Consider the following 25,100-nt stretch of genomic DNA (forward strand, 5'->3'; position numbering starts at 1 on the left):
CTCAAGCTCCCTTCGAGTAGGAGGACATCGCCATGTATTTCTCCGCCACGGGCCAGTTGGCGGCGCGCGAGGCCTCCTGCATGCATTCGATCAGGGCCGCCCCCTCGGTCGGCTGGCGATGCGCCTTCATGTCGCCGTCGCGATAGGCGTTGATGAAGCGGAATTCGAGCGGGTCCATGCCGATCAGCCGCGCCAGCTTGTCCATCTGCACCTCCAGCGCGAAGTCGCCGATGGTGACGCCGAAGCCGCGCATGGCCGAGGACGGCGTGCGGTTGGTGTAGACGCAGTAAGTGTCGATCCAGACGTTGGGGATGGTGTAGGGGCCGGGATAGTGGCCCGCGCCCTTCTGGGCGCCATAGGGGGAGTGGCGCGAATAGGCGCCGGCATCGGTGTAACCGGTGACTTTTCGCGCGACGATACGGCCATCCTTCATGACGCCGTCCTTGATGACGACCTTTTCGGCGGCGCGGGGCGAGGAGATCTGCATCTCCTCCTCGCGGCTGTAGATAAAACAGACTGGTCGACCGGTTAATTTCGCGCCGAGGATGGCGATCGGCTCGACGATGACATCGACCTTGCCGCCAAAACCGCCGCCGACGGTGCCGCCGACGAAGTGCAGCTTGCTGCCTGGCATCTGCAGGATGATCGACGTGTTGTCGAGGGTGAAGAACATTGCCTGGGTGTTGGTGTAGCAGGTGAAGCGGTCATTGCCCTCCGGCGCCACCACGCAGCCGGTGGTCTCGGTCGGCGCGTGCTCGATCGGCGAAGACTGGTAGCTCTGCTCCAGTATGTGGTCGGCCCCGGCAAAGCCGGCCTCGACATCGCCGAAACGCACCTTCCGGCACTCGCCGCTGTCGTAGAGATAATAGTTCTGGCCGTGATATTCGTTGACGATGGGTGCACCGGGCTTCAGCGCTTCCTCCATGTCGAAGACGGCCGGCAGCACCTCGTAGTCGACCTTGACCTTGGCGGCGGCCTCTTGCGCGGCGCGCTCGGTCTCGGCCAGCACCGCCACCACGGCCTCGCCCTTCCAGCGCACCTTGCCGTCGGCCAGCACCGTCTCGTCCTCGGGTCCGATCTGGATCAGGATCAGGATGGTGTAGACGTTGTGGGGCACGTCCTTGGCGGTCAGCACCTTGACCACGCCCGGATGCTTTTCGGCCTCCGAAGTGTCGATCGAGCGGATGCGGGCATGGTGGTGCGGGCTGCGCACCATCTTCAGGTGCAACATGCCGGGAAAATTACGGTCGGCGAAGTAAGCGGTCTTGCCGGTGACGTGGCCGGGCGAATCCGAGCGTGGCCTGGGCTGGCCGATCTCGTGCAGGTCGTCCTTGCGGACATCGGCGAAGTAGTTCTTGCGCAGTTCCATGCTCTTGGTCCCCTCAGAGCACGATGCCGAAAAGTGTGAAGCGGTTTTCGGACGACATCATGCTCTATCTTTTTGATTTAGAAGTGGATTCAGGTTTCAGGTCGATTGGACCTGAAATCATCCGGCTCTAGGCGGCGTTCTGCGAATTGGCGCGCGGCGGTAAGCACCGCCTGGATGATCGGCTCGTAGCCGGTGCAGCGGCAGATGTTGCCCGACAGCGCCTCGATCACCTCGTCGCGGCTGGGATTGGGGGTGTGATCGAGCAGCACCTTGGCGGCCATGATCATGCCTGGCGTGCAGAAGCCGCATTGCGTGGCGAATGTGTCGAGGAACGCGCGCTGCAGCGGATGCAGCACGCCGCCCTCGGCGAGGCCCGACGTGGTGGTGATGGCGGCGCCATCGCAGATCTCGGCCAGAGTCAGGCAGGAGAGCCGCAGCTCACCATCGACGATGACGGTGCAGGCGCCGCAAGTGCCCTGATGGCAGCCGCCCTTCGGCGAGGTATCGCCGATCTTGTCGCGCAGGGCGTTGAGCAGCGTCGTGCCGCCTTCGATGAATTCGGCTTTTTCGGAGCCGTTGAGCGTGAATTGAACCGGGACTTTCGCCATGTTTCCTCCTTGCGCGCCTGCCCGAGCAATCGGACAGACGCGCGCCCCCCGACGGATGTTTAACCAAGCAATAGCCGGCCGAGATGGACCGGCAGGACTTCAGCGCGATACCAGGCACTGGCGATCGGATCGGTGATCGGCGAGATGCCTTCGCTTGCGGCAGCCAGCGCCGGGGCGATGCCGTCCTTGGTCAGGCTTCGGCCGAGCAGCGCCTTTTCCGCCGCCCTGGCGCGCATCGGGCGATCGGCCATGCAACCGAGCGCGATCCGTGCCGAGGAGACGGTGCCGTCGCGAGTCAGCTCCACAACGCCGGCGATGCTGAGCACGGAGACGCCCTTGGGCTTGATCCGCGACACTTTCAGGAAGCGGAAGCTGTCGGCAACTGGAAGCGCAAAGCTGACCGAGGTGACGATGACGCGGCTGTTGTCCCGCCCGGCCAGGAAGCTTTCGATGGGCAATTCGCCATCATCGGTGCCGACCGTGGCATCGAGCGCCAGCAAGGCAACCGCGAAATCGCCATAGGGCGCAGGCGCGAACAGATTGCCGCCGACGGTTGCCATGTTGCGGACCGCCGGACCACCGACGGCGCGCGCGGCCTTGGCAAGGGGAGCGAGGTCTGGATGGCGGGCGATCGCCGCCATGGTCACGGAAGCGCCGATGCGGACCTTGCCGCCGGCGACCGCAATGGCCGACAGCGCCGGGTCGGTCGACCTAACAAGGCCGGAAACCGAGACGTCGCCTTCATTGGCCGCGCGGATAACCAGCGTGCCGCCGCCGAGATAGCGGGTGCCGGCCGCCATCAGCGCAGCGTTCGCGGCCTTTACCGTTGCAAAAGTCTGCAATGCCAGCGCCATGGCCCGCTCCTTCAGTTCTGGCCGGCGAAATGGCTTTTCAGGGCGTTGAAGCCGCCCTGGAAGACATTGGTGCCCATGCCCTCGGCCAGCTTGTCGGCATCCTCGGGCGCGGCGTCGAAGCTGGCTGTCCATTCGGCATAGGTGCGGTCGCCGTCGGTGACGCGCCTGAGCTGCAGCGTTGCCTTGTGGTTGGTCAGCGGTTGCGGCGTTTCCAGGATGGAATAACTGACGAGGAAATTGTCATCGGAGAAATCGAGCAGTTTTTCGCGCAGGCGCGCGCCGCTGGCGAGCTGGAAGTTGCGCACGCAGCCAATCGTCGAGGCGTCCTTGCCGTCCTCGATATGGCTCTCGACCATGCGCGGATGCCAGCCCGGCAGGCCGTTGAAGTCGCGTATGCGCGCCCAGACCTTTTCGACCGGCGCGTCGATGACGCTGGAGATGGTGACTTTCGGCATATGATGTTCCCTTGCGAATGCGACAGCTGGGCAAGGGTAGGGCGGCCATTTCAAGCGCGCTTATCAATGCGTCTTGGGCGCGTATCAAGGAGTCTGAAAAACAGGCGTCGGGGCTCAGGCAGTTGCGCGCGCGGCCTCGCGGTAGAGCGTCGGCGGCACGCCGACATGGTCGCGGAAGAAGCGCGAGAAATTGCCCTGCGTGGTGAAGCCAAGGTTGCAGGCGACCGAAATCAGCGGCTCCTGCGACCACTGCAGCTGCCGCACCGCTTCCTCCATGCGCAGCGTGTTCCAGTAGACATTGGGCGTCAAATTGGTCTGTTCCTTGAACAAAGCGAAGAAATGCGGCCGCGACAGGCCGACGCTGCGCGCCACGTCGTCGAAGGAGATGCGCTCGCAGACATTGGCCTTCATCAGTTGGATCGCCTTGCGGACGCGGAAATCCTGCATGGTGCTGATGCGGGCGCGCGCCTCCTGCGGCGCCGAGGCGTCGGCGGCATCGAGCACACTGTCAATGAAGCGCTCGATCTCGTAATTGGCGACGTCGTCGATGCTTTCATTGTCGGTCAGATGGTCGAGCAGGCTGGCGGCAGCCTGGTGCAACCAAGGTTCCAGCGTGATTGCCGCCTGCGAGAACAGCGGCGCGGAAGAGGGCAGGTCGCGGCGGCGACGCGCCCAATCGGGATCGATGTAGAAGGCGAGAAACAGACCGGGCGTCCCGTTCTGCGACAGGACATGGCTGTGCGGCTGGAAGGAATTGATGCCGGCGGCGGTGCATGGTCCAAGCCGGACGGTCTCGCGGCCGATGGTCATCTCGCCGGCGGTGCCTTCGATCCAGATGATCAGATGGGCCTCGACATGGGCATGGGTGACGAAGTCGCTCGAGACATTCAGGACAGAAACATGTCCGAACCGGCCCCAGTAGAGCCTGATCGCTTCCGTCATGGGTACATCCTCCCGCAGGCGACTGGCCTCCCTTCGCCTGCATCCAGGATTGTGCGGCCGGTTGTCCGCTTCCGTCAAGCTATCGGTTGTTAGCCGATAGCCATGGCGGGCCGCTTCAGCCGATTTTCAGACTGAACGATAGGAACCAGAACGAATAACGCTTCGCACTTCTCACTTGTGGGAGAAGGACGGTTCCCTTGTGGGAGAAGGGCGGTCCCTTTTGGGAGAAGGACGGGCGCTTGAGTTTCAGTCGCTGCGTCTGAAATTGCGGATGCGGTCGAACAGCACGGCCATCAGAATGGCGCCGCCGATGAACACGCCCTGCCAGAAGGCATTGATGCCGAGCAGGCCAAGGCTGTTGCGGATCACCTCGATGAGGGCCGCACCGACGATGGCGCCGAAGGCGGTGCCGACACCGCCGGCCAGATTGGCGCCGCCAATGACGGTGGCGGCGATCACCTGAAGCTCCATGCCGGTGCCGAGATTGGTGGTGACGGCGCCCAGCCAGCCGGTCTGGATGATGCCGGCAATGCCTGCCGAAAGCGCCGAGATCATGTAGACGGCGACCTTGATCTGCTTCACCGGGACGCCGGTCAGAGTTGCCGCATGCTCGTTGCCGCCAATGGCGAAGATGTGGCGGCCGAACTTGGTCCAGCGCAGGATGAAGCCGGTGATCAGTCCAAGAAGGATCATGTAGAGCACCGGATTGGCGATGCCGAACACCCAGGCGCCACCGCCAAGTGCCAGCAGCTTGTCGTGGTCCGGCCCGAACTGGAAGACGACGGTGTTGTTGGAGGCGACCATGGCCAGGCTGCGGGCAATCGATAGCATGCCGAGCGTCACCACGAAGGGCGGGAAGCCGAGATAGGCGATCAAAATGCCGTTGAAGGCGCCGATGGCGAGCGCGGTGGCGACCGAAGCCAGGATGCCGACCTCGATCGAGTAGCCGGCATGCATGGTGACGGCTAGCACCATCGACGACAGGCACAGCACCGAGCCGACCGACAGGTCGATGCCCCCGGTGATGATGACGAAGGTCATGCCGAGCGCGATGATGGCGACAAAGGTGATGTTGCGGGTGATGTTGTAAAGGTTCTTCGATGTGGCGAAGGCGTCGGTTGCGAACGACAGGAAAATGCAGGCCAGGATGACGGCGATCACCACCCAGAAGGTCTGGGTGGAGAACAGCCGCGACAGGAAACTGTGCTGCTTCTGTGCGATCGTCTGGTCAAGGGTGACTGCCATTATCGACCTTTCCTGCCGGCTGCGATACGCGCCAGCCTGGTGAAATTAGCCGCGCTTACGAGACCTGCTCGATGGCGCCAGTGATGAGCCCGGTGACTTCCTCGGGCGAACTCGATGCGATTGCTTTGTCGGCGACCTTGCGTCCGCGCCGCATGACGATGACGCGGTCGGCGACGTCGAACACGTCGGGCATGCGGTGGCTGATCAGCACCACCGCGATGCCCTGGTCGCGCAGATGGCGGATCAGGTTGAGCACTTCGGCGACCTGCCTGACCGAGATCGCCGCCGTCGGTTCGTCCATCAGCACGATCTTGGCTTGCGACAGCATGGTGCGGGCAATCGCCACCGCCTGGCGCTGGCCGCCCGACATCTGCTTGACGAGATCGCGCGGGCGGGTCTCGGATTTCAATTCGGCGAAGAGCTGGCCGGCGCGCTTGTACATGGCGGCATAGTCGAGGATGCGGAATGGGCCGACGCCGCGCCGCAATTCGCGGCCGAGATAGACATTGGCGGCGGCCGTCAGATTGTTGCAGAGCGCAAGGTCCTGGTGGACGATCTCGATGCCGTGCTGGCGGGCTTCCGCCGGCTTGTTCAGGATCAATTCCTTGCCGTCCATGCGCATGATGCCATGGCTCGCGTGGAAATTGCCGGCGATCATCTTGACCAATGTCGACTTGCCCGCGCCATTGTCGCCCATCAGGCCGACGACCTGGCCGGGCTCGATCGACAGCGACACGTCGTTGACCGCCTGGATGGCGCCGAAATGCTTCGAGATATTGGTGAGTTCGAGAACCGCCACCAGCCTATTGCCTCCCATGTTTGCCGCATACCCAAGCTAGGGTGCTGCCTTCACGTCGCGCTCCCAGATCCTCCCGGAACCAGCGATGACCGGCATTTACGCGAATGGCCGCGCGGGCGTCAATTGTCGGATGCACAAGAAAATCCAATTGTCAGACGAATAGCTTCGTGATGTTTTGAAAAATCAGTTTTGTAGGACAAATTGCGATTGACGTTGGCCGCTCGCCGTTATTAGCTGGGAGCCGGAGGAAGATAGGCTGGTTCCCTTGACGCCATCATTGGCGACGGGAGCGCCTGGAGGTTATATCGATCGTGCCGGCGAATGCCGGCCCGGTCGCATCTGAAAATGCTTATCGGCCTGGCTTGATGGCACGAGCGCTCGCGCCTTCGTCATCTTGCATCCGGGCTGGTTTGTGTGGCGGGCACGCCGTGTCCGTCTGTTTCCAAGGGAGGACTGATATGAGGAAAACACTTTTGCTCGCCGCCGTCGCCGCCATGGCGTTGGGCGCCGGGCCGGCATTGGCCAAGAAGCAGCTCGTCATCGTGGTGAAAGGTCTCGACAATCCGTTCTTCGAGGCCATCCACCAGGGCTGCGAGAAGTGGAACAAGGAAAACGCCAGCTCGGAATATGAATGCTTCTACACCGGCCCGGCGTCGACTTCCGACGAAGCCGGCGAAGCACAGATCGTCCAGGACATGCTGAGCAAGGCCGACACGGTCGCGATGGCGATCTCGCCGTCCAACGCGCCGCTGATCGCGCAGACGATCAAGTCCGCCAATCCGACGATCCCGATCATGACGGTCGACGCCGACCTCTCCAAGGACGACGCCGCGCTTCGCAAGACCTATCTCGGTACCGACAACTACCTGATGGGCAAGAAGATCGGCGAATACATCAAGAAGGCCAAGCCGAATGGTGGCACGATCTGCACCATCGAGGGCAATCCGGCGGCCGACAACATCCTGCGCCGCGCGCAAGGCATGCGCGACGCACTGACGGGCAAGGAAGGGCTCTCGGCGCTTGCCGGCGAAGGTGGCTGGACCGAAGTCGCAGGCTGCCCGGTGTTCACCAATGACGACGGCGCCAAGGGTGTTCAGGCGATGACCGACATCCTCGCCGCCAACCCCAAGCTCGATGCGTTCGGCATCATGGGCGGCTGGCCGCTGTTCGGCGCGCCGCAGCCCTATCGCGACCTGATCGGCCCGCTCAAGGACCGGCTGGCCAAGAACGACTTCGTCATCGGCGCCGCCGATACGATCGGCGACGAGGTGGCGATCGCGAGGGACGGCCTTGTCACCGCGCTGGTCGGCCAGCGGCCGTTCGAGATGGGCTACAAGGCGCCATCGGTGATGATCGACCTCATCGAGGGCAAGAAGGTCGACGATCCGGTCTTCACCGGCCTCGACGAATGCACCAAGGACACGGTCGACACCTGCATCCAGAAATAGGCTGCAACTTCGGGGCGCCCGGCGACGGGCGCCCCGTTCCATCGAACCTTCAGGAAGACGCGGTAGCCGGGGCAATTGGCTCCAGCTTTGACGCGTCCAGAGTTTGAATTCGGCAACGGGATCGGCGCGCAGATCCGGATCGGTCCGGACGACAGTCGGCCGACCTATTGGAACGTGAATGCCGGACGAAAAGGCAAAGAAACAAGCCAGCCGGGCCAAGGTGCAAGCCAACCGCGATCCGGCGGCGCGCAGAGTGGATGCCGCGCACTTTTCGGGATCCAGCGTCCATGCCTCGCTGGCCAGCGAGATCGGCCTCAGGATCGTGCGCGGCGATTATCCGCCCGGCAGCATCCTGCCCAACGAAGCCAAATGGGCCGAGACCTTCAACGTCAGCCGCTCGGCGGTGCGCGAGGCGATCAAGATGCTGATGGCCAAGAGCCTTTTGGCCTCACGCCCCAAGATCGGCAGCTGGGTCGAGCCCAAGGAGCGCTGGAACCTGCTCGACCGAGACGTGCNGGCGGTCCGCGAGGCGATCAAGATGCTGATGGCCAAGAGCCTTTTGGCCTCACGCCCCAAGATCGGCAGCTGGGTCGAGCCGAAGGAGCGCTGGAACCTGCTCGACCGTGACGTGCTTGCCTGGTACGCGACCGCACCCGACCTCGAAGCGTTCCTGCGCACCGTGCAGGAGTTCCGTCACATCATCGAACCGGAAGCATCCGCCTTTGCCGCCATAAGGCGCAGCGACGAGCAGATGGCCGAGATCAGCCAGGCCTGCCGCGAGATGGGCGAGGCGGCGAACCTGCCGGAACGCATCCGCGCCGATACACGCTTCCACCTCGCCATCCTGCGCGCCTCGGGCAACGACCTGCTGGTGCCGCTCGGCGTGCTGATCGAGTCCGCGCTCGACCATCTCTTCGTCTTCACCACGCGGCAGGTCGGCGACCAGCCGCGAGCGCAGAAATTGCACGAAGCGATCGAGAAAAGCATTCGCCTGCAGCGCCCGGGAGCGGCGCGCAATGCGGTGCACAAGCTGCTTGCCGACACCGATGAAGGGATCGGAAGGGGCCGGCGGTAAGGCCCCGCCTAGCTGCTCCAATCCTTGTTTGGCGCACTTTCCTGGGAGAACTGTTCTCTCAAATCGTCTGCTTCTTGCCGTCCTTCATGGGCATCAGGTCGACGCCGTTGACCTTGCCGATATGGGTGGCCAGCATCGGCACGAACTGCTCGGCCGGGCCTGTGGCATGGGCGCCGGCGAAGGAGTTCTTGGTGGCGTTGCCGAGCGGGTTGGCAATGCCGGCGGCACCCGCCATCGATTCAAGATAAGTCAGATCCTTGAAGGCGTTGGCTATGGTGAACTTGTGCGCGTCGCGATCGCCTTCCAGCGTCCAGCGCATGAAGGTCTGGTAGAAGCCGCAATCCATGCGGCCGTTGCGGATGACGCTGTCGAAACGCGGCGGCGAGATGCCGACCTTTTGCGCCAGGGCCAGCGCTTCGGAATAGATGGCGGCATAGCCCAGCGAGATGAAATTGTTGAGCAGTTTCATACGGTGGCCGTCGCCGGTGTCGCCGATGTGGACGATGCGGCCGGCCCAGGTTTCGATCACCGGCTTCACCCGGGCAAAGAGAACGTCGGGCGCGCCGACCATGGCGTCGAGCGTGCCTTCCCAGGCTTCCTTCGGCGTGCGGCTCAGCGGTGCGTCGACATAATCGATGCCCAGCGCCTTGAGTTCGGCCGCCAGCGCCACGGTCGAGACCGGATCGGAGGTCGAGCAATCGACGACGACCGAGCCTTTTCTCAACCCCTCCTTGAGGCCGCCCGGGCCGCGGATAATGGCCTCGACTTCGCGCGAACCGGTGACGCAGATGAAGACGATCGTCGATGCCGCGGCGACATCGCGCGAGGTCGAGGCTTCCTTGGCGCCACGGCCCAGAAGATCTTCCGCCGGTTTGCGGTTCTTGCGACCGAGGAACGTCAAGGGGTAGCCCTTGTCGACGATGTTCTTGGCGATCCCGTGTCCCATCAGCCCAAGGCCGATGAAGCCGATCGTCTCGCGCGCGGCAGTCGTGTTCATGTTATCGGTCCTATCCCAGATTATTGATAATAGAGCCGCCGTTTTAGCCCTACGCGGTTGCAGAAAGCAATATTGTCTGACAATACACGGGAATTCCAGAGCCTGTCATGGAGACCACAATGAAGAAGCGGATCATGTTCACCGGCGGCAGCGGCAAGGCTGGGCGTCATGTCGTGCAGTATCTTGTCGAGCAGGGCTGCCAGGTGCTCAACATCGACACCAAGCCGCTCGACAATCCCAAGGTGCGCACGCTGATCACCGACATCACCGACAGCGGGCAGGTGTTCAACGCGCTGTCGAGCTATATGGGCCTGCACGAATTCGACCCGTCGCTGCGCCCGCAGCCGGTGGATGCGGTGGTGCATTTCGCCGCCATCCCGCGCATCATGATCACGCCCGACAATGAGGTGTTCCGCATCAATGCGATGGGCACCTACAATGTCATCGAGGCCGCGGTGAAGCTTGGCATCCGCAAGGTGATCGTTGCATCCAGCGAGACGACCTACGGACTCGTCTTCGCCAACGAGCCGCGGGACCCCAAATATTTCCCGCTCGACGAGGAGTATGATGTCGATCCGATGGACAGCTACGCCCTGTCCAAGATCGTCAACGAGAAGACAGCGCGGGCCTTCGCACAGCGCAATGGCACCGACATCTACGCCTTGCGCATCGGCAACGTCATCGAGCCGCATGAGTATTCGCTGTTCCCGAAATGGTTCGCCGATCCGGGCTTCCGTAAGCGCATCGCCTGGAGCTATGTCGACGCGCGCGATCTCGGCCAGATTACGCTGCGCGCCATCGAGAAGGATGGGCTCGGCTACCAGGTGTTCAACGCCGCCAATGACGACACGTCGTCGGATCTGCCGACGGCGGAGCTTTTGAAGCGGTTCTATCCAGATGTGCCGGTCAAGGCGGAACTCGGCGAATACGAAACGCTGCTATCGAACCGCAAGGCGCGCGACATGCTGGGTTTCCGGCCGGAGCATAGCTGGCGCAAATACGTCAAAACCGCCTGAGGCAGGTCGAGGTTCAGGTGATGCCGGCCTGAACCTCAACATACGCAATCGAGCAGCGGAACGGGCTGGGCTGTGCATAGCGGCGGGCTTTGCGGCCCAACGGCCCGACAGTGCTTGACAGCTTCCGCAAACCGGCCTTTCTGAAGTGCATGCGGGACGCAAAGCCGAACAAGGAAAGATCGCCGAAAAAGGCTACAGCCGCTGAGCGCCCGGCCGGTGTTCGGCGGTCCGACGCGGCGCGCATTCCCGGCTCCAGCGTGCACACATCACTGGCCAGCGAGATTGGTCTGCGGATCGTGCGTGGCGATTATCCGCCGGGCACCATCCTGCCCAATGAAGCCAAATGGTCGGAGACCTTCAGCGTCAGCCGTTCGGCGGTCCGCGAGGCGATCAAGATGCTGATGGCCAAGAGCCTTTTGGCCTCACGCCCCAAGATCGGCAGCTGGGTCGAGCCCAAGGAGCGCTGGAACCTGCTCGACCGAGACGTGCTCGCCTGGTACGCGACGTCGCCGGACCGCGAGGTGTTCCTGAAGACGGTGCAGGAGTTCCGTCATATCATCGAGCCGGAAGCGACCGCCTTTGCCGCGATGCGGCGAACCGACGAGCAGATGGCCGAGATCAGCCAGGCCTGCCGCGAGATGGGGGAGGCGACGAGCCTGCAGGAGCGCACGCGCGCCGACACGCACTTCCATCTTGCCATCTTGCGCGCCTCGGGCAACGATCTGCTGGTTCCGCTCGGCGTCCTGATCGAATCCGCCTTCGATCATCTCTTCACCTATACGACGCGGGCCGTCGACGATCTCAACCACGCGCAAAAGCTGCATGAGGCGATCGAGAAGAACATCCGCCTGCAACGGCCGGACGCAGCGCGCAACGCAGTGCGCAAATTGCTCGCCAACACCGACCACGTGATCAAGTCGCGTTAGGGTGTGTTGATATTCAGGTGATGCCGGCCTGCGAACGGCAGTTTTCTGCGCTTCCGGCGCTCACGTACCAAACGTACGCTGCGCGCCGGTTCTCGAAAACCACCATTCTCGGCGCGGCCTGACCTGAATCTCAACACACCCTGGCCGGCGCTAGCCTTCTTTCTCGCGGCCGAAGGCCACCCGCAGTTCGTCCTTGGCGTTCTCGAGCACCTTTTTGCGCGTGGCGGGCAGGTTCTTGCCGGCCCGGTTGATGTAGAAATTCAGCATCGACATGGCGGACTGAAACGGCTCGGCCTTGCGCCTGTGGCTGTGTTCGGCCGATCGCTTGAGCGAGGCAGCGATCTTCTTGGCATCGTTGGATTCGAAGACGTGCTCCTCGAGATCCATCGCGTTGCTGTGCTCGGTCACCTCGGCCGACCATTTTTGCTTGGCAGCGGTCATGGCTGGGACTCCTTTGCGGGTTGCTGACCGGAAAACTCCACATATTGGCGTCGGTTCCCGCATTCTTGTCCATTCTGGAGCCACGGATTTGCCTGTCGTGGCGCTGCTGCGAGCCCAGAATGCGCCGATAGTGGAGGCCAACGGCAGCCGATTTTCGAGATCGCCGACAGGAAACGCCTTTTGACCCGAACAGACTTGAGCGGACCGAGCCCCGGCATCGACAGTTCCTACGCCTGGATGCGGCTTGCCATTTCCATGCTGCTGGCCACGATCGGCGCCGTGGGCATGTGGGCCGTCGTCGTGGTGCTGCCCGCCGTGCAGGCCGAGTTCGGCGTCGATCGCGCCGCGGCATCGATGCCCTACACCGCAACCATGGTGGGTTTCGCCGCCGGCAATGTGCTGGTCGGCCGCGCCATCGATCGCATTGGCTACTGGATCCCGGCGCTGATCTCTTCCGTGGCGCTATCCGCAGGCCTCCTGCTGGCTGCGCTGTCGACCTCGATCCTGCAATTCACCCTTGCCCAGGGGGTACTGATCGGTGTCGGCACCTCGGTGATCTTCGGGCCGCTGATCGCCGACATCTCGCACTGGTTCAACCGCCGGCGCGGCGTCGCGGTGACAGCCGCGGCGGCAGGCAACTACCTTGCCGGCGCGATCTGGCCGACCATCATGCCGACAGTGATGAAAGCGGAAGGCTGGCGCTTCACCTATGCCGCCATCGGCATCTTTTGCCTGGTTACCATGGTGCCGCTCGTGTTGATGCTGCGGCGCGGCGCTCCGGAGGCTGCGGCCGCCGGCTCGCCGGGAAGCCGCCCGGTGCAGCCGATGCCAATGTCGCCTGCGGCGTTGCAGGCGCTGCTGGTCGTCGCCGGTCTCGGCTGCTGCGTTGCGATGTCGATGCCGCAAGTGCATATCGTGGCTTATTGCATGGATCTCGGCTACGGGGTGGCGCATGGCGCCGACATGCTGTCGATCATGATGGCGGCGGGAGTCGTCAGCCGACTGGCGTCCGGCTTTATTGCCGACCGCATCGGCGGCGCGAAAACCTTGCTGATCGGTTCGGTGCTGCAATGCCTGTCGTTGCTGTTCTACATCCCGTTCGACGGGCTCGCCTCGCTCTATGTCGTGTCGCTGGTGTTTGGCCTGTCGCAGGGCGGCATCGTGCCGTGCTACGCGATCATCGTGCGCGAATATTTGCCTGCCAAGGAGGCCGGCCAGCGTATCGGCATCGTCATGATGGCGACGATTTTCGGCATGGCGATCGGCGGATGGATGTCGGGCTGGATCTACGACCTGACTGGTTCCTACGCCGCCGCCTTCCTCAACGGCATCGCCTGGAATTTGCTGAACATACTGGCCATAGGCCTGTTCATATGGAAGGCGAGGCACAGGGCCACTGTTGCGGCCTGAGATAAAGGGCGCGGTGCGGCTGCTGAGTGCCTCGGCTTGACAACGGACAGGCACTGCGCGACGCCAAAGGCCGAAGGGTGCGGCAACGGGCCGGTGACATGTCGACAACTCAGATGATCGTATTGCGGGTCCGCTTCGGCGGACATGCGCATGGGCCATGGCCTTGATCAAGCCGCGCTCGCGCCGGGGCGGCGGCCGCCCGACCATATCCGATGTCGCGCGCAAGGCCGGCGTCGGCGCCATCACCGTGTCGCGCGCGCTGCGCGAGCCGGAGCGCGTCAGCCAGGATTTGCGTCGCCAGATCCAGGCAGTGGTCGATGAACTCGGCTATGTGCCCGACCCTAATGCGCGGGCGCTGGCCTCGGCGCGCGCCGAGGTGTTCGGCGTGCTGGTGCCTTCGCTCACCAACAACGTCTTCGCCGAGGTGGTGCGGGGCATCTATGACAGCCTGTCCGACAGTCCGTTCCGCATCCAACTCGGCAACACGCACTATTCCGGACTGGAGGAGGAGCGGCTCTTGCAACTGTTCGGCTCGCAGCGGCCGGCGGCGCTGATCGTGGCCGGCATCGACCAGACGCCGAGTTCACGACGACTGCTGGAGAATGCCGGTTGCCCGGTGGTGCAGGTGATGGAGACCGGCCCCGATCCCGTCGACATGATGGTCGGGTTTTCGCATCTCGACGGCGGCAGAACGGCGACCGAGCACCTGATCGAGATGGGGTATCGCCGTGTCGGCTTCATCGGCGCCCGCATGGATCCGCGCTCGCAGCGCCGCCTTGCCGGCTACCGGATCGCCATGGAAAAAGCTGGCCTGTTCGATCCGCGCCTGGTCACCACCACGCCGGTGCCGTCCAGCGTGTCGCTTGGCCGTGAACTGTTCCGGGACGCCCTCGCCAAGGTTCCGACGCTCGACGGTGTGTTCTGCAACAATGACGACATCGCGCTCGGCGTGCTGTTCGAATGCCACCGCGCAGCGATCGACGTTCCAAAGACCATCGGCATCGTCGGCTTCAACGACCTCGACATGATGCAGGTAGCGTTTCCCTCGGTCACCAGCATCCGCACCCATCGCTATGAAATCGGCCGGCGTGCTGTCGCCATGGCGCTGGCTGCGATCGGCGGCGACAGGCCGCAGCAGCGGGTCGTCGATCTCGGCTTCGAGCTCGAGCGCCGCGAGAGCACTGCCCGCTGAGTATCTTAGAGTCCGCTCAAATGAGACTTTACAGGCTTTCTTGGTAGCGCTACCATCCCGCGCTCGCGAAAACTCGCAAGAGGAACAACTCTGTTTATTATCCATAAGCGACAGAATGTTTCTTGTTTATTATGGATAATATGATAGTTTTCGTAGCCGCTTGAGGGAGCGACAAGGGAGAGGATCAGGTCGGCGTCGACCGCCTGAAACAGCGGCGGGCCAAGGCAGGAGGTGCTTGAGCAAGCGCGTCGATTGTACTGCAGCCAAAAGATAAATCAGAACTGCAAATGGGAGGAATATCGATGATCAAGTCACTCGTTGGTGGCATCGTTGCCGCCACTGCATTCGTCATGTTGAGCTCGGCTGCGATGGCCGCGGGGCCTGAGGTCGTCAAGGGACCGGCCGCCGAGCCGGACTGTTTTGCGCCCTGGGCTGCCGATACCCAATTCTTCAAATTCCCCAAGAAGGACGGTCCATACCGCATTGCGCTCGCCAACGGCTATATCGCCAACACCTGGCGCATCCAGATGGTGCAGACCGCCAAGGCCTATGCCGCACAGGCGGATGTCGCCAAGAAGCTGAAGGAGTTCAAGGTCGTCTCGACCGGCGAGGACGTTCCGGCGCAGATCTCCGCGATCAACAACTTCATCGATTCCGGCTTTGATGCGATCGTCGTCAATGCGCAGAATCCGACCGCATTCGGACCGGTCATCAAGCGTGCCAAGGAAGCCGGCGTGGTGCTGGTCGCCTTCGACAACATTCTCGACACCAAGGATGCCATCAACGTCAATGTCGACCAGAAGGGCCTTGGCGCATTGTGGGGCAAGTGGCTGGTCTCGCACGTGCCGAACGGCGGCAAGGTGCTCGAAGTGCGTGGCGTTGCCGGCACCTCGGTCGACACCGACCGTCATGCCGGCATCCATGAGGTCCTCGACGGTTCCGGCAAGAAATGGGCCGTCACCGAGGTGGTCGGCAAGTGGGACGATGGCGTGGCCCAGAAAGCGACGGCCGACGCGATCGCCACCAATGGACCTTTCGACGGCATCACCGGGCAAGGCGGCGATACCGGAATCGTGCAGGCGATGATGGACGCCAAGCATCCATTTGTTCCGTTTGGCGGCGAAACGGAGAATGGCTTCCGCAAATTCTGCTCGGCGCATGCGGCGGATGGCCTCAAATGCTCATCGGCCGGCACTGGTCCTGCCCAGGTGGCGGTCGCCATCAAGACCGCGATAGCGGCCCTCGAAGGCAATGTCGTGCCGCAGTCGGTCAAGCTGCCGTTGGCAATCGTCGAAGATCCCAACTTCAAGGCAGGCCAGGACTTCTTCCCCGACCAGTCCGATAATTTCTTCGTCGGCAATTCCTTCCCGACCTGCGGCATCAATTTCACGGCCCAGGAGATCATGGGCCAGACCAAGGAAAACAAATAATCCGACCGGCCGGTGCCGCGGGAGAAATCCCGCGGCACCGGCCGCTTGTTCCAATCGCAATTACCCTTGGGGAGGGTTGATGGACGGCGCGGTTCCGCTCTTGCGCGTGGAAGGCATATCCAAGCGCTATGGCGGCGTACGGGCGCTGGAGAAGGCTGATCTGTCGGTTTCTGCCGGCAGCATCCACGCCATCCTCGGTGAAAACGGCGCCGGCAAATCCACACTGATCAAGGTCATGGCCGGTGTCGTGGCGCCCGACGAGGGCCGCATGATGCTGGACGGACGCGAGGTGACCTTCGCTTCGCCGGGTGCGGCGAACAAGGCCGGCATCGTCTGCATCTTCCAGGAACTGTCGCTGATCCCCGAACTCAGCGTCGCCGACAACATCGTCATTTCCGACCCGCCCAAACGCTTCGGCATGATCGACCGCAAGGCGCAGCGCCGCATCGCGGAAGATGCGCTGGCGCGCGCGGGGGCCGCCGATATCCACCCGCTGGCGTTGGTGAAGGATTTGCCTTTGTCGCGCCGGCAGATGGTCGAGATCGCCAAGGCCCTGGCGCGCAAGCCACGCATCCTCATCCTCGACGAGGCGACCTCGGCGCTGACGGCGGCGGATGTCTCCAGGATTTTCGAGGTGCTCAAGCGGCTGCGCTCGGAAGGGCTGGCGCTGCTCTATATCTCGCACCGCATGAACGAGATCGCCGAATTGGCCGACCAGTGCACGGTGTTTCGCAACGGCCGCAATGTCGCCAGCTACAAGGCCGGCTCGAAGAGCGACAATGAGGTGGTCGAACTGATGATCGGCCGCGAATACAGCCATATCTTCCCGCCCAAGCCGGCGGCGGTGCCTGCCACCGCCGCCCCCAGGCTCGAAGCCCGCAAGCTTTCCTGGGCGGACCGGCTGGACAACATCTCGCTGACCGTCAGGGCGGGTGAGGTGGTTGGCCTCGGCGGCCTCGACGGCCAGGGTCAGCGCGAATTGCTGCTCGCCTTCTTCGGCGTGCTGCGCGGGCTGTCCGGTCAAATCCTGATTGACGGCAAACCGGTGGCGATCGCCAGTCCATCGGCCGCCCGCGATGACGGCATCGGCATGGCGCTCATCCCCGAAGACCGCAAGACGGAAGGGCTGATGCTGCCGATGACGGTGCGCGAGAACCTGTCCTTCGCCGCGCTCGACCGTCTGTCCAGGGGCGGCATCATCGACCGCACGGCCGAGCAGCGGCTGATCGACGACATGGTCGGCCTTCTGGCGATCAAGACGGCGGGGCTCGATATTCCGGTCGGCGCGCTGTCGGGCGGCAACCAGCAGAAGGTGGTCATCGCCAAGTGGCTGATGCGCCAGCCGCGCATCATCCTGCTCAACGATCCGACGCGTGGCATCGATGTCGGCACCAAGCAGGAGCTTTACCAACTAATGCGCAAGCTGGCCGATGCTGGGGCGGCGATCCTGTTCTATTCGACCGACTATGACGAGCTGATCGGCTGCTGCGACCGGGTGCTGGTGCTCTATGACGGAGCGGTCAAGCGCGAGTTGGTCGGCGCCGAGATCACCGAGCGGGCGCTGATATCGAGCGCGCTCAACATTGACGGCAAGGAAAGCCCGGTGGGCCTGGGAGCAAGTGCGTGAAGGATTGGCGCTACTGGCTGGCCGAGCAGCGCGGAACATTGCTGGCGCTCGGCATCTTCATCGTCATGTTCGCCATCTACAGCGCGAACCATCCGGCCGGCTTCAGCGCCAACGTCGTGCAGACGGCGGCGAACAAAGGCGTGCTGCTCGCCTTCGTCGCCATGGCGCAGACACTGGTGGTGATCACCGCCGGCATCGACCTGTCCGTCGGCATGATCTTCCTGCTTACCAATTGTCTCGCCTCCTGGCTGGTGGTGGGGACGCCGATGCAGACGGCGCTCGGCGTCGTCGCCGTGCTGGCGGTCGGGCTGTTGTGCGGCGCCATCAACGGCGCCATCGTGATCTACGGGCGGCTGCAGCCGATCGTCGCCACCATTGCGACGGGCGCTGTCTACTACGGCATCGGCCTTCTGCTGCGGCCCTTTCCGGGCGGTTCGGTCAATGAGGATCTGGCCGATGCGCTGACCGGCCGCGTTTTCGGCGTGGTGCCGGCGAGCCTTGTCGTGCTGCTGGCCGTCGTGCTGGTGGTCTGGGTGCCGTTCAGCCGCTCGGTGCTCGGCAGGGCGGCTTACGCGGCCGGATCGTCGGAGACGGCCGCCTACATGTCCGGCGTGCCGATAAGGCGGGGCAAGTTCGCTGCCTACGCGCTGGCCGGGCTGCTGGCCGCGATTGGCGGCCTGTTCCTGACCTTCTTCACCTATACGGGCGAAGCGGCCTATGCCAGCGGCAACGCCTACACGCTGTTTTCGATCGCCGCCGTGGTGCTGGGCGGCGTCTCGCTGTTCGGCGGCAAGGGCAGCGCCATCGGCGCGATCTTCGGCGCGCTTGCCTTCCGCACCATTGGCGACCTGTTGTTCGTGTTTGATTTCGATCCGCTCTGGCAGCCCTTGTTCCAAGGAGTTATCCTGCTGGTCGCCGTCAGCCTCGGCGCCTTCGCCCTGTTTCGGGTCCGCAACCGGCTGGAGTGGTTCCTGTGAGCGAGACGACCTTGGGCGGCATTGCCGGCCGCATGCCGAAATTCATCCGCCGCGCCGATCCGGCGGTGCTGACGGCTTTTGCCTGCATCGTGATGCTGCTGCTGCTGGGCAGCCTCTATTCGCGCAGCTTCCTGTCGCCTGAATACCTGCTGCAGCAGCTGAAAGTGGCATCGTTTCTCGGTGTCATCGCCACCGGCATGATGCTGGTCGTCCTGCTCGGCCAGATCGACCTGTCGGTGCCATGGTCGGTGGCGGCAGGCGCGATGATGGCCTGTGCGGCGGCCGCCTACGGTCCGGCCGGCGTGGCGCTGGCCATTCCGTTCGGCATCTTCTGCGGCGTGCTGATCGGCGTCGTCAACGGCATTGGCGTCGCCTATCTGCGCATCCCCTCGATGATTATCACGCTTGCCACCAACGCCGTCGCGCAAGGGCTGATGGTGGTCTACACCGGCGGCTTCTCGCCCCAGGATTCGGCCACCGGCGCCATGCGCTACCTGGCCACGGGCTTTGCCATTCCGGCGGTGCCCAATGCGGTGATCATCTGGGCGCTGATCGGCGCCGCGATGGTGTTCGTGCTGACCCGCACCGCCTTTGGCCGCACCATCTACGGCATCGGCAACCGCGAGCGCGCCGCCTATCTCTCGGGCATCGACACAAGACGCGTGGTGATGATCGCCTTCGCCGTCTCCGGCGGGCTCTCCGCCTTTGGCGGCGTGCTGCTGGCCGGCTATGCCTCCAAGGCGGCGCAGTCGATGGGCGACGCCTACCTCCTGCCGTCGATCGCTGCCGTGGTGCTCGGCGGCACCTCGATCCTCGGCGGGCGCGGCTCCTATCTCGGCACCGTCGCCGGCGTCATCCTGATCACGCTCCTGCAATCCATCCTGTCGGTCATGCAGATGCCGGAAGCGGGGCGGCAGATCATCTATGGCGTGGTCATCGTCGCCATGCTGTTGCTCTACGGCCGCGCGCCGGCAAGCCGCTGACCGTGGACGACAAGGCAGCGCAGGCGCGTAGGGGCGCCTCTGGTTCGGCGCCCCCCGCGATCGTGGTGATGGGCGTCGCCGGCTGCGGCAAGTCGGCCGTCGGAACCGCGCTGGCGGAGGCGCTGGGCGCAATCTTCGTCGAAGGCGACAGGCTGCATCCGCCGGAGAATGTCGCCCGCATGGCAAACGGCGAGCCGCTCACCGACCAGCTGCGCGAAGGCTGGCTCGACGCGATCGGCGAGCGCATCGTCGTGTCGGTCGGCCAGGGGCAGGGCGTGGTCGCTGCCTGCTCGGCGCTGAAGCGCGGCTACCGCGAACGGCTGCGCGGCTTCCGCCGTGACATCGTCTTCCTTTACCTCGAGATCGATCCGGCGACGGCGAGCGAGCGGGTCGCCGGCCGCAAAGGCCATTTCATGCCGGCAAGCCTGGTCGACAGCCAGTTCGCCATCCTCGAGCCGCCGGGAATGGATGAGCGGGCGTTGACGCTCGATGCGACGCGCCCGGTGGCCGAACTCGTCACGAATGCGAGCCGTTTGCTGCGCCGGTCATGAACCGTCATCGGCACCGATGCCGTGTCGACCCTCGGTCAGGCGTTGGCGACGGGACCACGACATCATCTGCTCGGGGCAATGCTTGAGTGCCTGCAGCAGACAATCACGCTTGAGCAGGATGTAGCTTGCCTGCAGGACCGTGTTCTTGGCTCCATCCCTGGACATGCCCGTTGGCGGGTTCGCAGGCACCAGCTCGGGGCTCAGGACGGCCCGGTATTGGCTGAAGGGAACCTCTTCGAAGGTCGACATGGCAAACAGCGCCGCCTTGCCCCTGGCGGCGAAATTCGCCGGAGCCGAGGCAAGATGCGTCCAGCCGCTCTCGCCCAGAGCGACCTCGGTGAAGGTCGAGCCCGCATGGATGTTGTTGGTCATCAGCACCACGCCATTCTCCTTCAAGACCTTCTGGATGCGGATGGTGAGCTGGTAGACATCGTCGCGGTCGAAGACGAGGCGACCCTTCAGGAACCGGTTCTCGACATTGACCAGCGGCGGGTTCAGGAAGCGCAGGCCGAACGAAGACTCGGAAACTCCATGCGCGTTGACGCTCACCTGATGGGCCCCGATGCCTGCCTCGTGCAGGGCGCGCTTGCCGAAGATGGTCTGCGAGGTGAACTGATCGCACCAGATCATGGCGCCGTGGCCGCGTTGCAAGGCGGCCCGCAGCCCCTCGAGCCCTTCCAGCCGTGTCGTTGGCGACCAGCGTCTGGCGACCAGATGCGCGGCAAGCTGCAGGCGGCGGCGATGGCGCGCTGCAAGCAAGGCCTCGAACAGACCGCGCGCATCGATATCATCGCCAAGCACTGCGTGGACGGCTTCGGCGTAGAGGGAGAACTCCTTGCGCAGATGCCGCTTCAGGCCAAGTCTGGACACGCGCCGGCAGACCGGCGCCCACCAGCGTATGGGCAAAGCCGCCGCGACCACGAGATACAAGACGGCCAGCAGGCTCTCGCGAGGGTCCCTGTTGGAGAAACGGCGCGGCCTGCCGGGGCGGATCAGCTTGCGGCTGAAGAAGCGCACATCCTCCGCCCGCTCCGGAACGCGAACGTCGGCGATGATTTCAGTGCGGAAGGCGGCCGCGGACGGCGGCTTGCGGTTGCGGGACTTTGCGAACCACGACAGCCTCATCGGTCCAGCCTGTTGTTCAAGACCGCTTTACTGCGTCGACATGGGCCGCGCAACCGCGATAGCGAATGCCGCGCATCAGGCCGTGGCCTAGATCTGCGACGTCAACTCGACCGGGAAATCATCGTTGTCGGCATCGCGCATGGCAGCGAGGCTGCGGTTGTCCAGCACCTCGGCGATCGCCTGGCGCACCTCCAGCATCATGTGCCGGACCTGGCAGGTCGCCTCGTCGCAATCCTCGCAACGCTGGTACTGCGTACGGCTGGCGCAGGGTATCGGCGCCAGCGGCCCGTCGAGGACGCGCACGACATGGCCGATCTTGATCTCGGAGGCCGGGCGGGCGAGGCGGTATCCGCCTTCCTTGCCCTTGCGGCTCTGGACGAAGCCGGCATTGCGCAATTCGCCCAAGATGGCATCGAGGAATTTCTTCGGGATGTTGTTGGCGACCGCGATGTCGTTGACGAAGGCCAATTGGCCGACCGGAAGACTGGAAAGATGAACGAGGGCCTTGAGGCCGTATTTGCCTTTTTTTGTCAGCATGCCCTGATCAACCCATTGAAAGCCCCAACCACCCGCATCTGGCGGCTGTTTGTGTGCAAATAATGACGGTATCGCCGCGCGACAGTATTTGGCGACAACAAGACGCCAAATGGCACGTTAGGCACATTCTTTGTAACGTTTTGCACGAAGGCCGCCGATATTGTGCTGGAAACCGGCTCGCCGGCGCAAAAACGAAAAAGCCGGCAAGGCGCCGGCTCTCCCATCCTGTTCAAATCCTGCAACCGTCAGCGGCTGCCATAGGCCTGGTCGAGCAGGCCGCCGGCCGCGAAGTGTTCTTTCTGGATCTTGTCCCAGCCGCCGAATACATGTTCCACTGTCAGCAGGCGGATATCGGGGAAATCGGCCTTGTATTTGGCGGCCACGGCCGCATCGCGGGTCCGCAGGCCGTTGCGGGCGGCGATATCCTGGCCTTCGGGCGTGTAGAGGAAGTCGAGATAGGTCTTGGCCAGATCGCGCGTGCCGTGCTCGTCGGCGACCTTGTCGACGATCGCAACCGGGAATTCGGCAAGCAGGCTGACCGAAGGCGTGACCTGCTCGAACTTGTCGTCGCCATACTCCTTGCGGATGCCGCGTGTTTCGGACTCGAAGGTGATCAGCACGTCCCCGATCTCGCGCTGCACGAAGGTGGTGGTCGCGGCGCGGCCGCCAGTGTCGAAGATCGGCACGTTGTTGAACAGCTTGGCGATGAACTCCTTCACCTTGGCGTCGTCGCCCTTGAAGGCTTCCTTGGCGTAGGCGGTTGCCGCCAGATAGGTGTAGCGCGCATTGCCCGACGTCTTCGGGTTGGGGAAGATCACCTGCACGTCGTCGCGCACCAGATCGTTCCAGTCCTTGATGTGTTTGGGGTTGCCCGCGCGGACGAGAAACGAAGGCAGCGAATAGAAGGGCGAGGCGTTGTCGGGAAAGTCCTTCTGCCAGTCGGCCGAGACGAGCTTCTTCTTGACCAGGAAATCGACGTCGGTGACCTGATTGAAGGTGACGACATCGGCGCCGAGGCCTTCGGCGATGGCGCGCGCCTGCGCTGAGGTGCCGGCATGCGACTGGTCGATGGTGACGCCCGGATGTTTCTCGATGAACGCCTTGTTGACCTGGGCGAATAGTTCGCGGCCAACATCATAGGAAGCGTTGAGCAACTTGTCGGCCGACCAGGCTTGGGAGGATGCGAGGAACAGGCCGGCGACGGTGGCAACGCCAAGGAAAAATCGCTTCATGAAAACAGGCTCCGATGCAATGCGCTTATAGCCCGACCATAGCCGCGACGCACGGTGCGCGGCGAGGCATGCGAGGCGACCCATGGCATTGCTGTGCGAAAATACATCGTCAGAAACGCCTTTCATTGGAATTCTGTTCCAGTCAGCCCACTCTTGCCTTCGGTTTCTACCTTCTTGCATTGCAGCGTCGGGCCGCATTTACAAATGGCATACAAGGAGGCAGTCATGCCCCAGCACCGCCATTCAACAACGCCGCCGAAGGAGGCGAAATGTCTCGCAACAACCGCAGCCAGGCGGTGCGCATTCCTGCCGAATTCGAACTTCCGAGTGACAGGGTTCTGATCAGCCGTGAAGGCGATCGCCTTGTCATCGAGCCGGTTCGCAAACCCAGCCTCACGGCGCTGCTCGCCCAATGGGCGAAAGAGCCACCGCTCGGCCCTGAAGACGACTTTCCCGCGATTAACGATCCGCCTGTGCACAATAGCGCCTGACCCTAGGGATCAAGCGGCCGGGAACAGCTTCCAACGCCCCGGCCGGAAAGCCACCCGGCTCTTCTGCGCCGCCGGGTGATCGACCGGCAACTCGATCTCGACCCGCCGGCGTTCGCCGCCGATCTCGAGCTCGACGCGCCGCGTGCCGGCGACGCGGCGGCTGGCGGCCACCGTGCCGGCGATACAGCCGCTGCAGCCATCCAGAAGTTCGACATCGTGCGGGCGGAAATAGAGCGTCGCCTCGCCTTTTGGCGTGTGCGGCGCGGCAAGACCGATCGGACGGTCGGCGAGCCAGATCTCGCCGTTCTCGACCTTGACGGGGAGCGAGCTCGATTCCCCGATGAAGCCNATCACCACGACGCGGTCGGCAAGCTCCAGCGCCTCTTCCTGGTCGTGGGTGACGAAGACGGTGGTGTGGCCGGTCGCATCATGGATCTCGCGCAGCCAGCGGCGCAGTTCACGCCGCACCTGCGCATCGAGCGCGCCGAACGGCTCGTCGAGCAGCAGCACCTTGGGTTCGATCGCCATGGCGCGGGCCAGCGCCACGCGCTGGCGCTGCCCGCCGGAGAGTTGTGCCGGATAGCGCTTTTCCAGGCCCGAAAGCTGGACGAGATCGAGAAGCTCGGAGGCGCGGCGGCGGATTTCCCGCGCCGGCGGCCGCGATGGCCCGTGCCGGACCTTGAGGCCGAAGCCGATATTGTCGGCCACCGTCATGTGCCGGAACAGCGCATAGTGCTGGAAGACGAAGCCGACATTGCGCTCCTGGATCGATCTCTGCGAGGCATCCTCGTCGCCGAAGAAGATTTTTCCCCGCGTCGGCCGCTCCAGCCCGGCGATCAGCCTGAGCAGCGTCGTCTTGCCGGAGCCGGACGGCCCCAGCAACGCGATCAACTCGCCCGACTTGATGTCNGATGGCCCGTGCCGGACCTTGAGGCCGAAGCCGATATTGTCGGCCACCGTCATGTGCCGGAACAGCGCGTAGTGCTGGAAGACGAAGCCGACATTGCGCTCCTGGATCGATCTCTGCGAGGCATCCTCGTCGCCGAAGAAGATCTTTCCCCGCGTCGGCCGCTCCAGCCCGGCGATCAGCCTGAGCAGCGTCGTCTTGCCGGAGCCGGACGGCCCCAGCAACGCGATCAACTCGCCCGACTTGATGTCGAGCGACACGTCGTGGAGCGCGGGAAACCGCTCGAATTCCTTGCGCACATTGGCAACGCGAACTTCCATCAACAGCCCCTTTGTAATGGATGCATGTCTTCAGCCGAAAACCGGTTCCCACTTTTGGGCGACATATCTTTTGGTTCATGCATGTCGTTGCCCCAAAACCGATTCCCACTTTTGGGCGACATACCTTTTGGTTCATGCATGTC

General features: G+C 63.6%; 25 protein-coding genes. 12 read left to right on the forward strand and 13 right to left on the reverse strand.

Annotation, left to right across the window (positions count from 1 at the left end; translation table 11 throughout):
• Position 1: 1 nt before the first annotated feature.
• From X741_RS1000000171580 to X741_RS142465, 7 genes are all read right to left on the reverse strand, one after another.
• Positions 2-1,369, reverse strand: a complete 1,368-nt coding sequence (locus X741_RS1000000171580; RefSeq protein WP_023779828.1) for a xanthine dehydrogenase family protein molybdopterin-binding subunit — start codon at positions 1,367-1,369, stop codon at positions 2-4.
• An 89-nt stretch (positions 1,370-1,458) separates the two neighbouring features.
• Positions 1,459-1,977: a (2Fe-2S)-binding protein gene (locus X741_RS142490; RefSeq protein ID WP_023779829.1), complete on the reverse strand. Its 519-nt coding sequence runs from the start codon at positions 1,975-1,977 to the stop codon at positions 1,459-1,461.
• 59 nt (positions 1,978-2,036) lie between these two features.
• Entirely contained in the window at positions 2,037-2,831 is a 795-nt protein-coding gene (locus tag X741_RS142485; RefSeq protein ID WP_023779830.1) for an FAD binding domain-containing protein, read from the reverse strand.
• Positions 2,832-2,842: 11 nt separating this feature from the next.
• Positions 2,843-3,286, reverse strand: coding sequence for an SRPBCC family protein (locus X741_RS142480; RefSeq protein ID WP_023779831.1), 444 nt, complete (start codon positions 3,284-3,286; stop codon positions 2,843-2,845).
• A 114-nt stretch (positions 3,287-3,400) separates the two neighbouring features.
• Positions 3,401-4,228 (reverse strand): AraC family transcriptional regulator, encoded by an 828-nt coding sequence (locus X741_RS142475; protein ID WP_023779832.1) that lies wholly within the window; start codon positions 4,226-4,228, stop codon positions 3,401-3,403.
• A 246-nt stretch (positions 4,229-4,474) separates the two neighbouring features.
• Positions 4,475-5,473 (reverse strand): ABC transporter permease, encoded by a 999-nt coding sequence (locus X741_RS142470; protein ID WP_023779833.1) that lies wholly within the window; start codon positions 5,471-5,473, stop codon positions 4,475-4,477.
• A 55-nt stretch (positions 5,474-5,528) separates the two neighbouring features.
• Positions 5,529-6,272: an ATP-binding cassette domain-containing protein gene (locus X741_RS142465; RefSeq protein WP_013894565.1), complete on the reverse strand. Its 744-nt coding sequence runs from the start codon at positions 6,270-6,272 to the stop codon at positions 5,529-5,531.
• A 458-nt stretch (positions 6,273-6,730) separates the two neighbouring features.
• Between X741_RS142465 and X741_RS142460 the strand changes: the two genes are divergently transcribed.
• Both X741_RS142460 and X741_RS1000000167675 read left to right on the forward strand, forming a co-directional pair.
• Positions 6,731-7,720 (forward strand): sugar-binding protein, encoded by a 990-nt coding sequence (locus tag X741_RS142460; protein WP_023779834.1) that lies wholly within the window; start codon positions 6,731-6,733, stop codon positions 7,718-7,720.
• Between the two features lie 178 nt (positions 7,721-7,898).
• On the forward strand, positions 7,899-8,795 hold the full coding sequence (locus X741_RS1000000167675; protein ID WP_023779835.1) for a FadR/GntR family transcriptional regulator: 897 nt from the start codon (positions 7,899-7,901) through the stop codon (positions 8,793-8,795).
• A gap of 58 nt (positions 8,796-8,853) precedes the next feature.
• On the opposite strand, the gene X741_RS142455 is transcribed toward X741_RS1000000167675, so the two are convergent.
• Positions 8,854-9,792: an NAD(P)-dependent oxidoreductase gene (locus tag X741_RS142455; protein WP_023779836.1), complete on the reverse strand. Its 939-nt coding sequence runs from the start codon at positions 9,790-9,792 to the stop codon at positions 8,854-8,856.
• 119 nt (positions 9,793-9,911) lie between these two features.
• On the opposite strand from X741_RS142455, the gene X741_RS142450 reads away from it, so the two are divergent.
• The gene (locus tag X741_RS142450; RefSeq protein WP_023779837.1) at positions 9,912-10,808 is read left to right on the forward strand and encodes an NAD(P)-dependent oxidoreductase; all 897 of its coding nucleotides are present in this window, start codon (positions 9,912-9,914) and stop codon (positions 10,806-10,808) included.
• Positions 10,809-10,957: 149 nt separating this feature from the next.
• The gene (locus tag X741_RS142445) at positions 10,958-11,734 is read left to right on the forward strand and encodes a FadR/GntR family transcriptional regulator (RefSeq protein WP_023779838.1); all 777 of its coding nucleotides are present in this window, start codon (positions 10,958-10,960) and stop codon (positions 11,732-11,734) included.
• A 150-nt stretch (positions 11,735-11,884) separates the two neighbouring features.
• Here X741_RS142445 and X741_RS142440 read toward each other — a convergent pair whose 3' ends face one another.
• Positions 11,885-12,175 (reverse strand): DUF3175 domain-containing protein, encoded by a 291-nt coding sequence (locus X741_RS142440; RefSeq protein ID WP_023779839.1) that lies wholly within the window; start codon positions 12,173-12,175, stop codon positions 11,885-11,887.
• Between the two features lie 180 nt (positions 12,176-12,355).
• Here X741_RS142440 and X741_RS142435 point away from each other — a divergent pair, with 180 nt between their 5' ends.
• The 7 genes from X741_RS142435 (at position 12,356) to X741_RS142405 (ending at position 20,345) form a co-directional block, all read left to right on the forward strand.
• A complete protein-coding gene (locus tag X741_RS142435) occupies positions 12,356-13,585 on the forward strand; it encodes an MFS transporter (protein WP_023779840.1) in 1,230 nt (409 codons plus the stop codon).
• Between the two features lie 157 nt (positions 13,586-13,742).
• Positions 13,743-14,777: a LacI family DNA-binding transcriptional regulator gene (locus X741_RS142430; RefSeq protein WP_031250407.1), complete on the forward strand. Its 1,035-nt coding sequence runs from the start codon at positions 13,743-13,745 to the stop codon at positions 14,775-14,777.
• A 302-nt stretch (positions 14,778-15,079) separates the two neighbouring features.
• Complete coding sequence (locus X741_RS142425; RefSeq protein ID WP_023768262.1) at positions 15,080-16,207, forward strand: sugar ABC transporter substrate-binding protein; 1,128 nt, start codon at positions 15,080-15,082, stop codon at positions 16,205-16,207.
• A gap of 79 nt (positions 16,208-16,286) precedes the next feature.
• Positions 16,287-17,834 (forward strand): sugar ABC transporter ATP-binding protein, encoded by a 1,548-nt coding sequence (locus X741_RS142420; RefSeq protein WP_023768261.1) that lies wholly within the window; start codon positions 16,287-16,289, stop codon positions 17,832-17,834.
• On the forward strand, positions 17,831-18,811 hold the full coding sequence (locus X741_RS142415; protein WP_013894576.1) for an ABC transporter permease: 981 nt from the start codon (positions 17,831-17,833) through the stop codon (positions 18,809-18,811). The genes X741_RS142420 and X741_RS142415 overlap by 4 nt, the downstream gene beginning before the upstream one ends.
• Complete coding sequence (locus X741_RS142410; protein ID WP_023779842.1) at positions 18,808-19,794, forward strand: ABC transporter permease; 987 nt, start codon at positions 18,808-18,810, stop codon at positions 19,792-19,794. Before X741_RS142415 ends, X741_RS142410 begins: the two co-directional genes overlap by 4 nt.
• Before the next feature lie 2 nt (positions 19,795-19,796).
• Positions 19,797-20,345: a gluconokinase gene (locus tag X741_RS142405; RefSeq protein WP_023779843.1), complete on the forward strand. Its 549-nt coding sequence runs from the start codon at positions 19,797-19,799 to the stop codon at positions 20,343-20,345.
• Here the strand turns inward: X741_RS142405 and X741_RS142400 are convergent.
• The 3 genes from X741_RS142400 to X741_RS142390 form a co-directional block, all read right to left on the reverse strand.
• On the reverse strand, positions 20,340-21,470 hold the full coding sequence (locus tag X741_RS142400) for a hypothetical protein (RefSeq protein ID WP_023779844.1): 1,131 nt from the start codon (positions 21,468-21,470) through the stop codon (positions 20,340-20,342). The genes X741_RS142405 and X741_RS142400 overlap by 6 nt on opposite strands.
• Positions 21,471-21,557: 87 nt before the next feature.
• Positions 21,558-22,007 (reverse strand): Rrf2 family transcriptional regulator, encoded by a 450-nt coding sequence (locus X741_RS142395; RefSeq protein ID WP_023768256.1) that lies wholly within the window; start codon positions 22,005-22,007, stop codon positions 21,558-21,560.
• Between the two features lie 245 nt (positions 22,008-22,252).
• Positions 22,253-23,239 (reverse strand): sulfate ABC transporter substrate-binding protein, encoded by a 987-nt coding sequence (locus X741_RS142390; protein WP_023779845.1) that lies wholly within the window; start codon positions 23,237-23,239, stop codon positions 22,253-22,255.
• Positions 23,240-23,508: 269 nt separating this feature from the next.
• Between X741_RS142390 and X741_RS0135745 the strand changes: the two genes are divergently transcribed.
• Complete coding sequence (locus X741_RS0135745; RefSeq protein WP_023768254.1) at positions 23,509-23,730, forward strand: AbrB/MazE/SpoVT family DNA-binding domain-containing protein; 222 nt, start codon at positions 23,509-23,511, stop codon at positions 23,728-23,730.
• 9 nt (positions 23,731-23,739) lie between these two features.
• On the opposite strand, the gene X741_RS0135750 is transcribed toward X741_RS0135745, so the two are convergent.
• Positions 23,740-24,957 carry a TOBE-like domain-containing protein gene (locus X741_RS0135750; RefSeq protein ID WP_023779846.1) on the reverse strand — a complete coding sequence of 406 codons (1,218 nt, stop codon included), beginning with the start codon at positions 24,955-24,957 and terminating at the stop codon, positions 23,740-23,742.
• Between the last annotated feature and the right edge of the window lie 143 nt (positions 24,958-25,100).

The sequence above is a fragment of the Mesorhizobium sp. LNHC221B00 genome (genome assembly GCF_000502935.1).
Taxonomy (GTDB): domain Bacteria; phylum Pseudomonadota; class Alphaproteobacteria; order Rhizobiales; family Rhizobiaceae; genus Mesorhizobium; species Mesorhizobium opportunistum.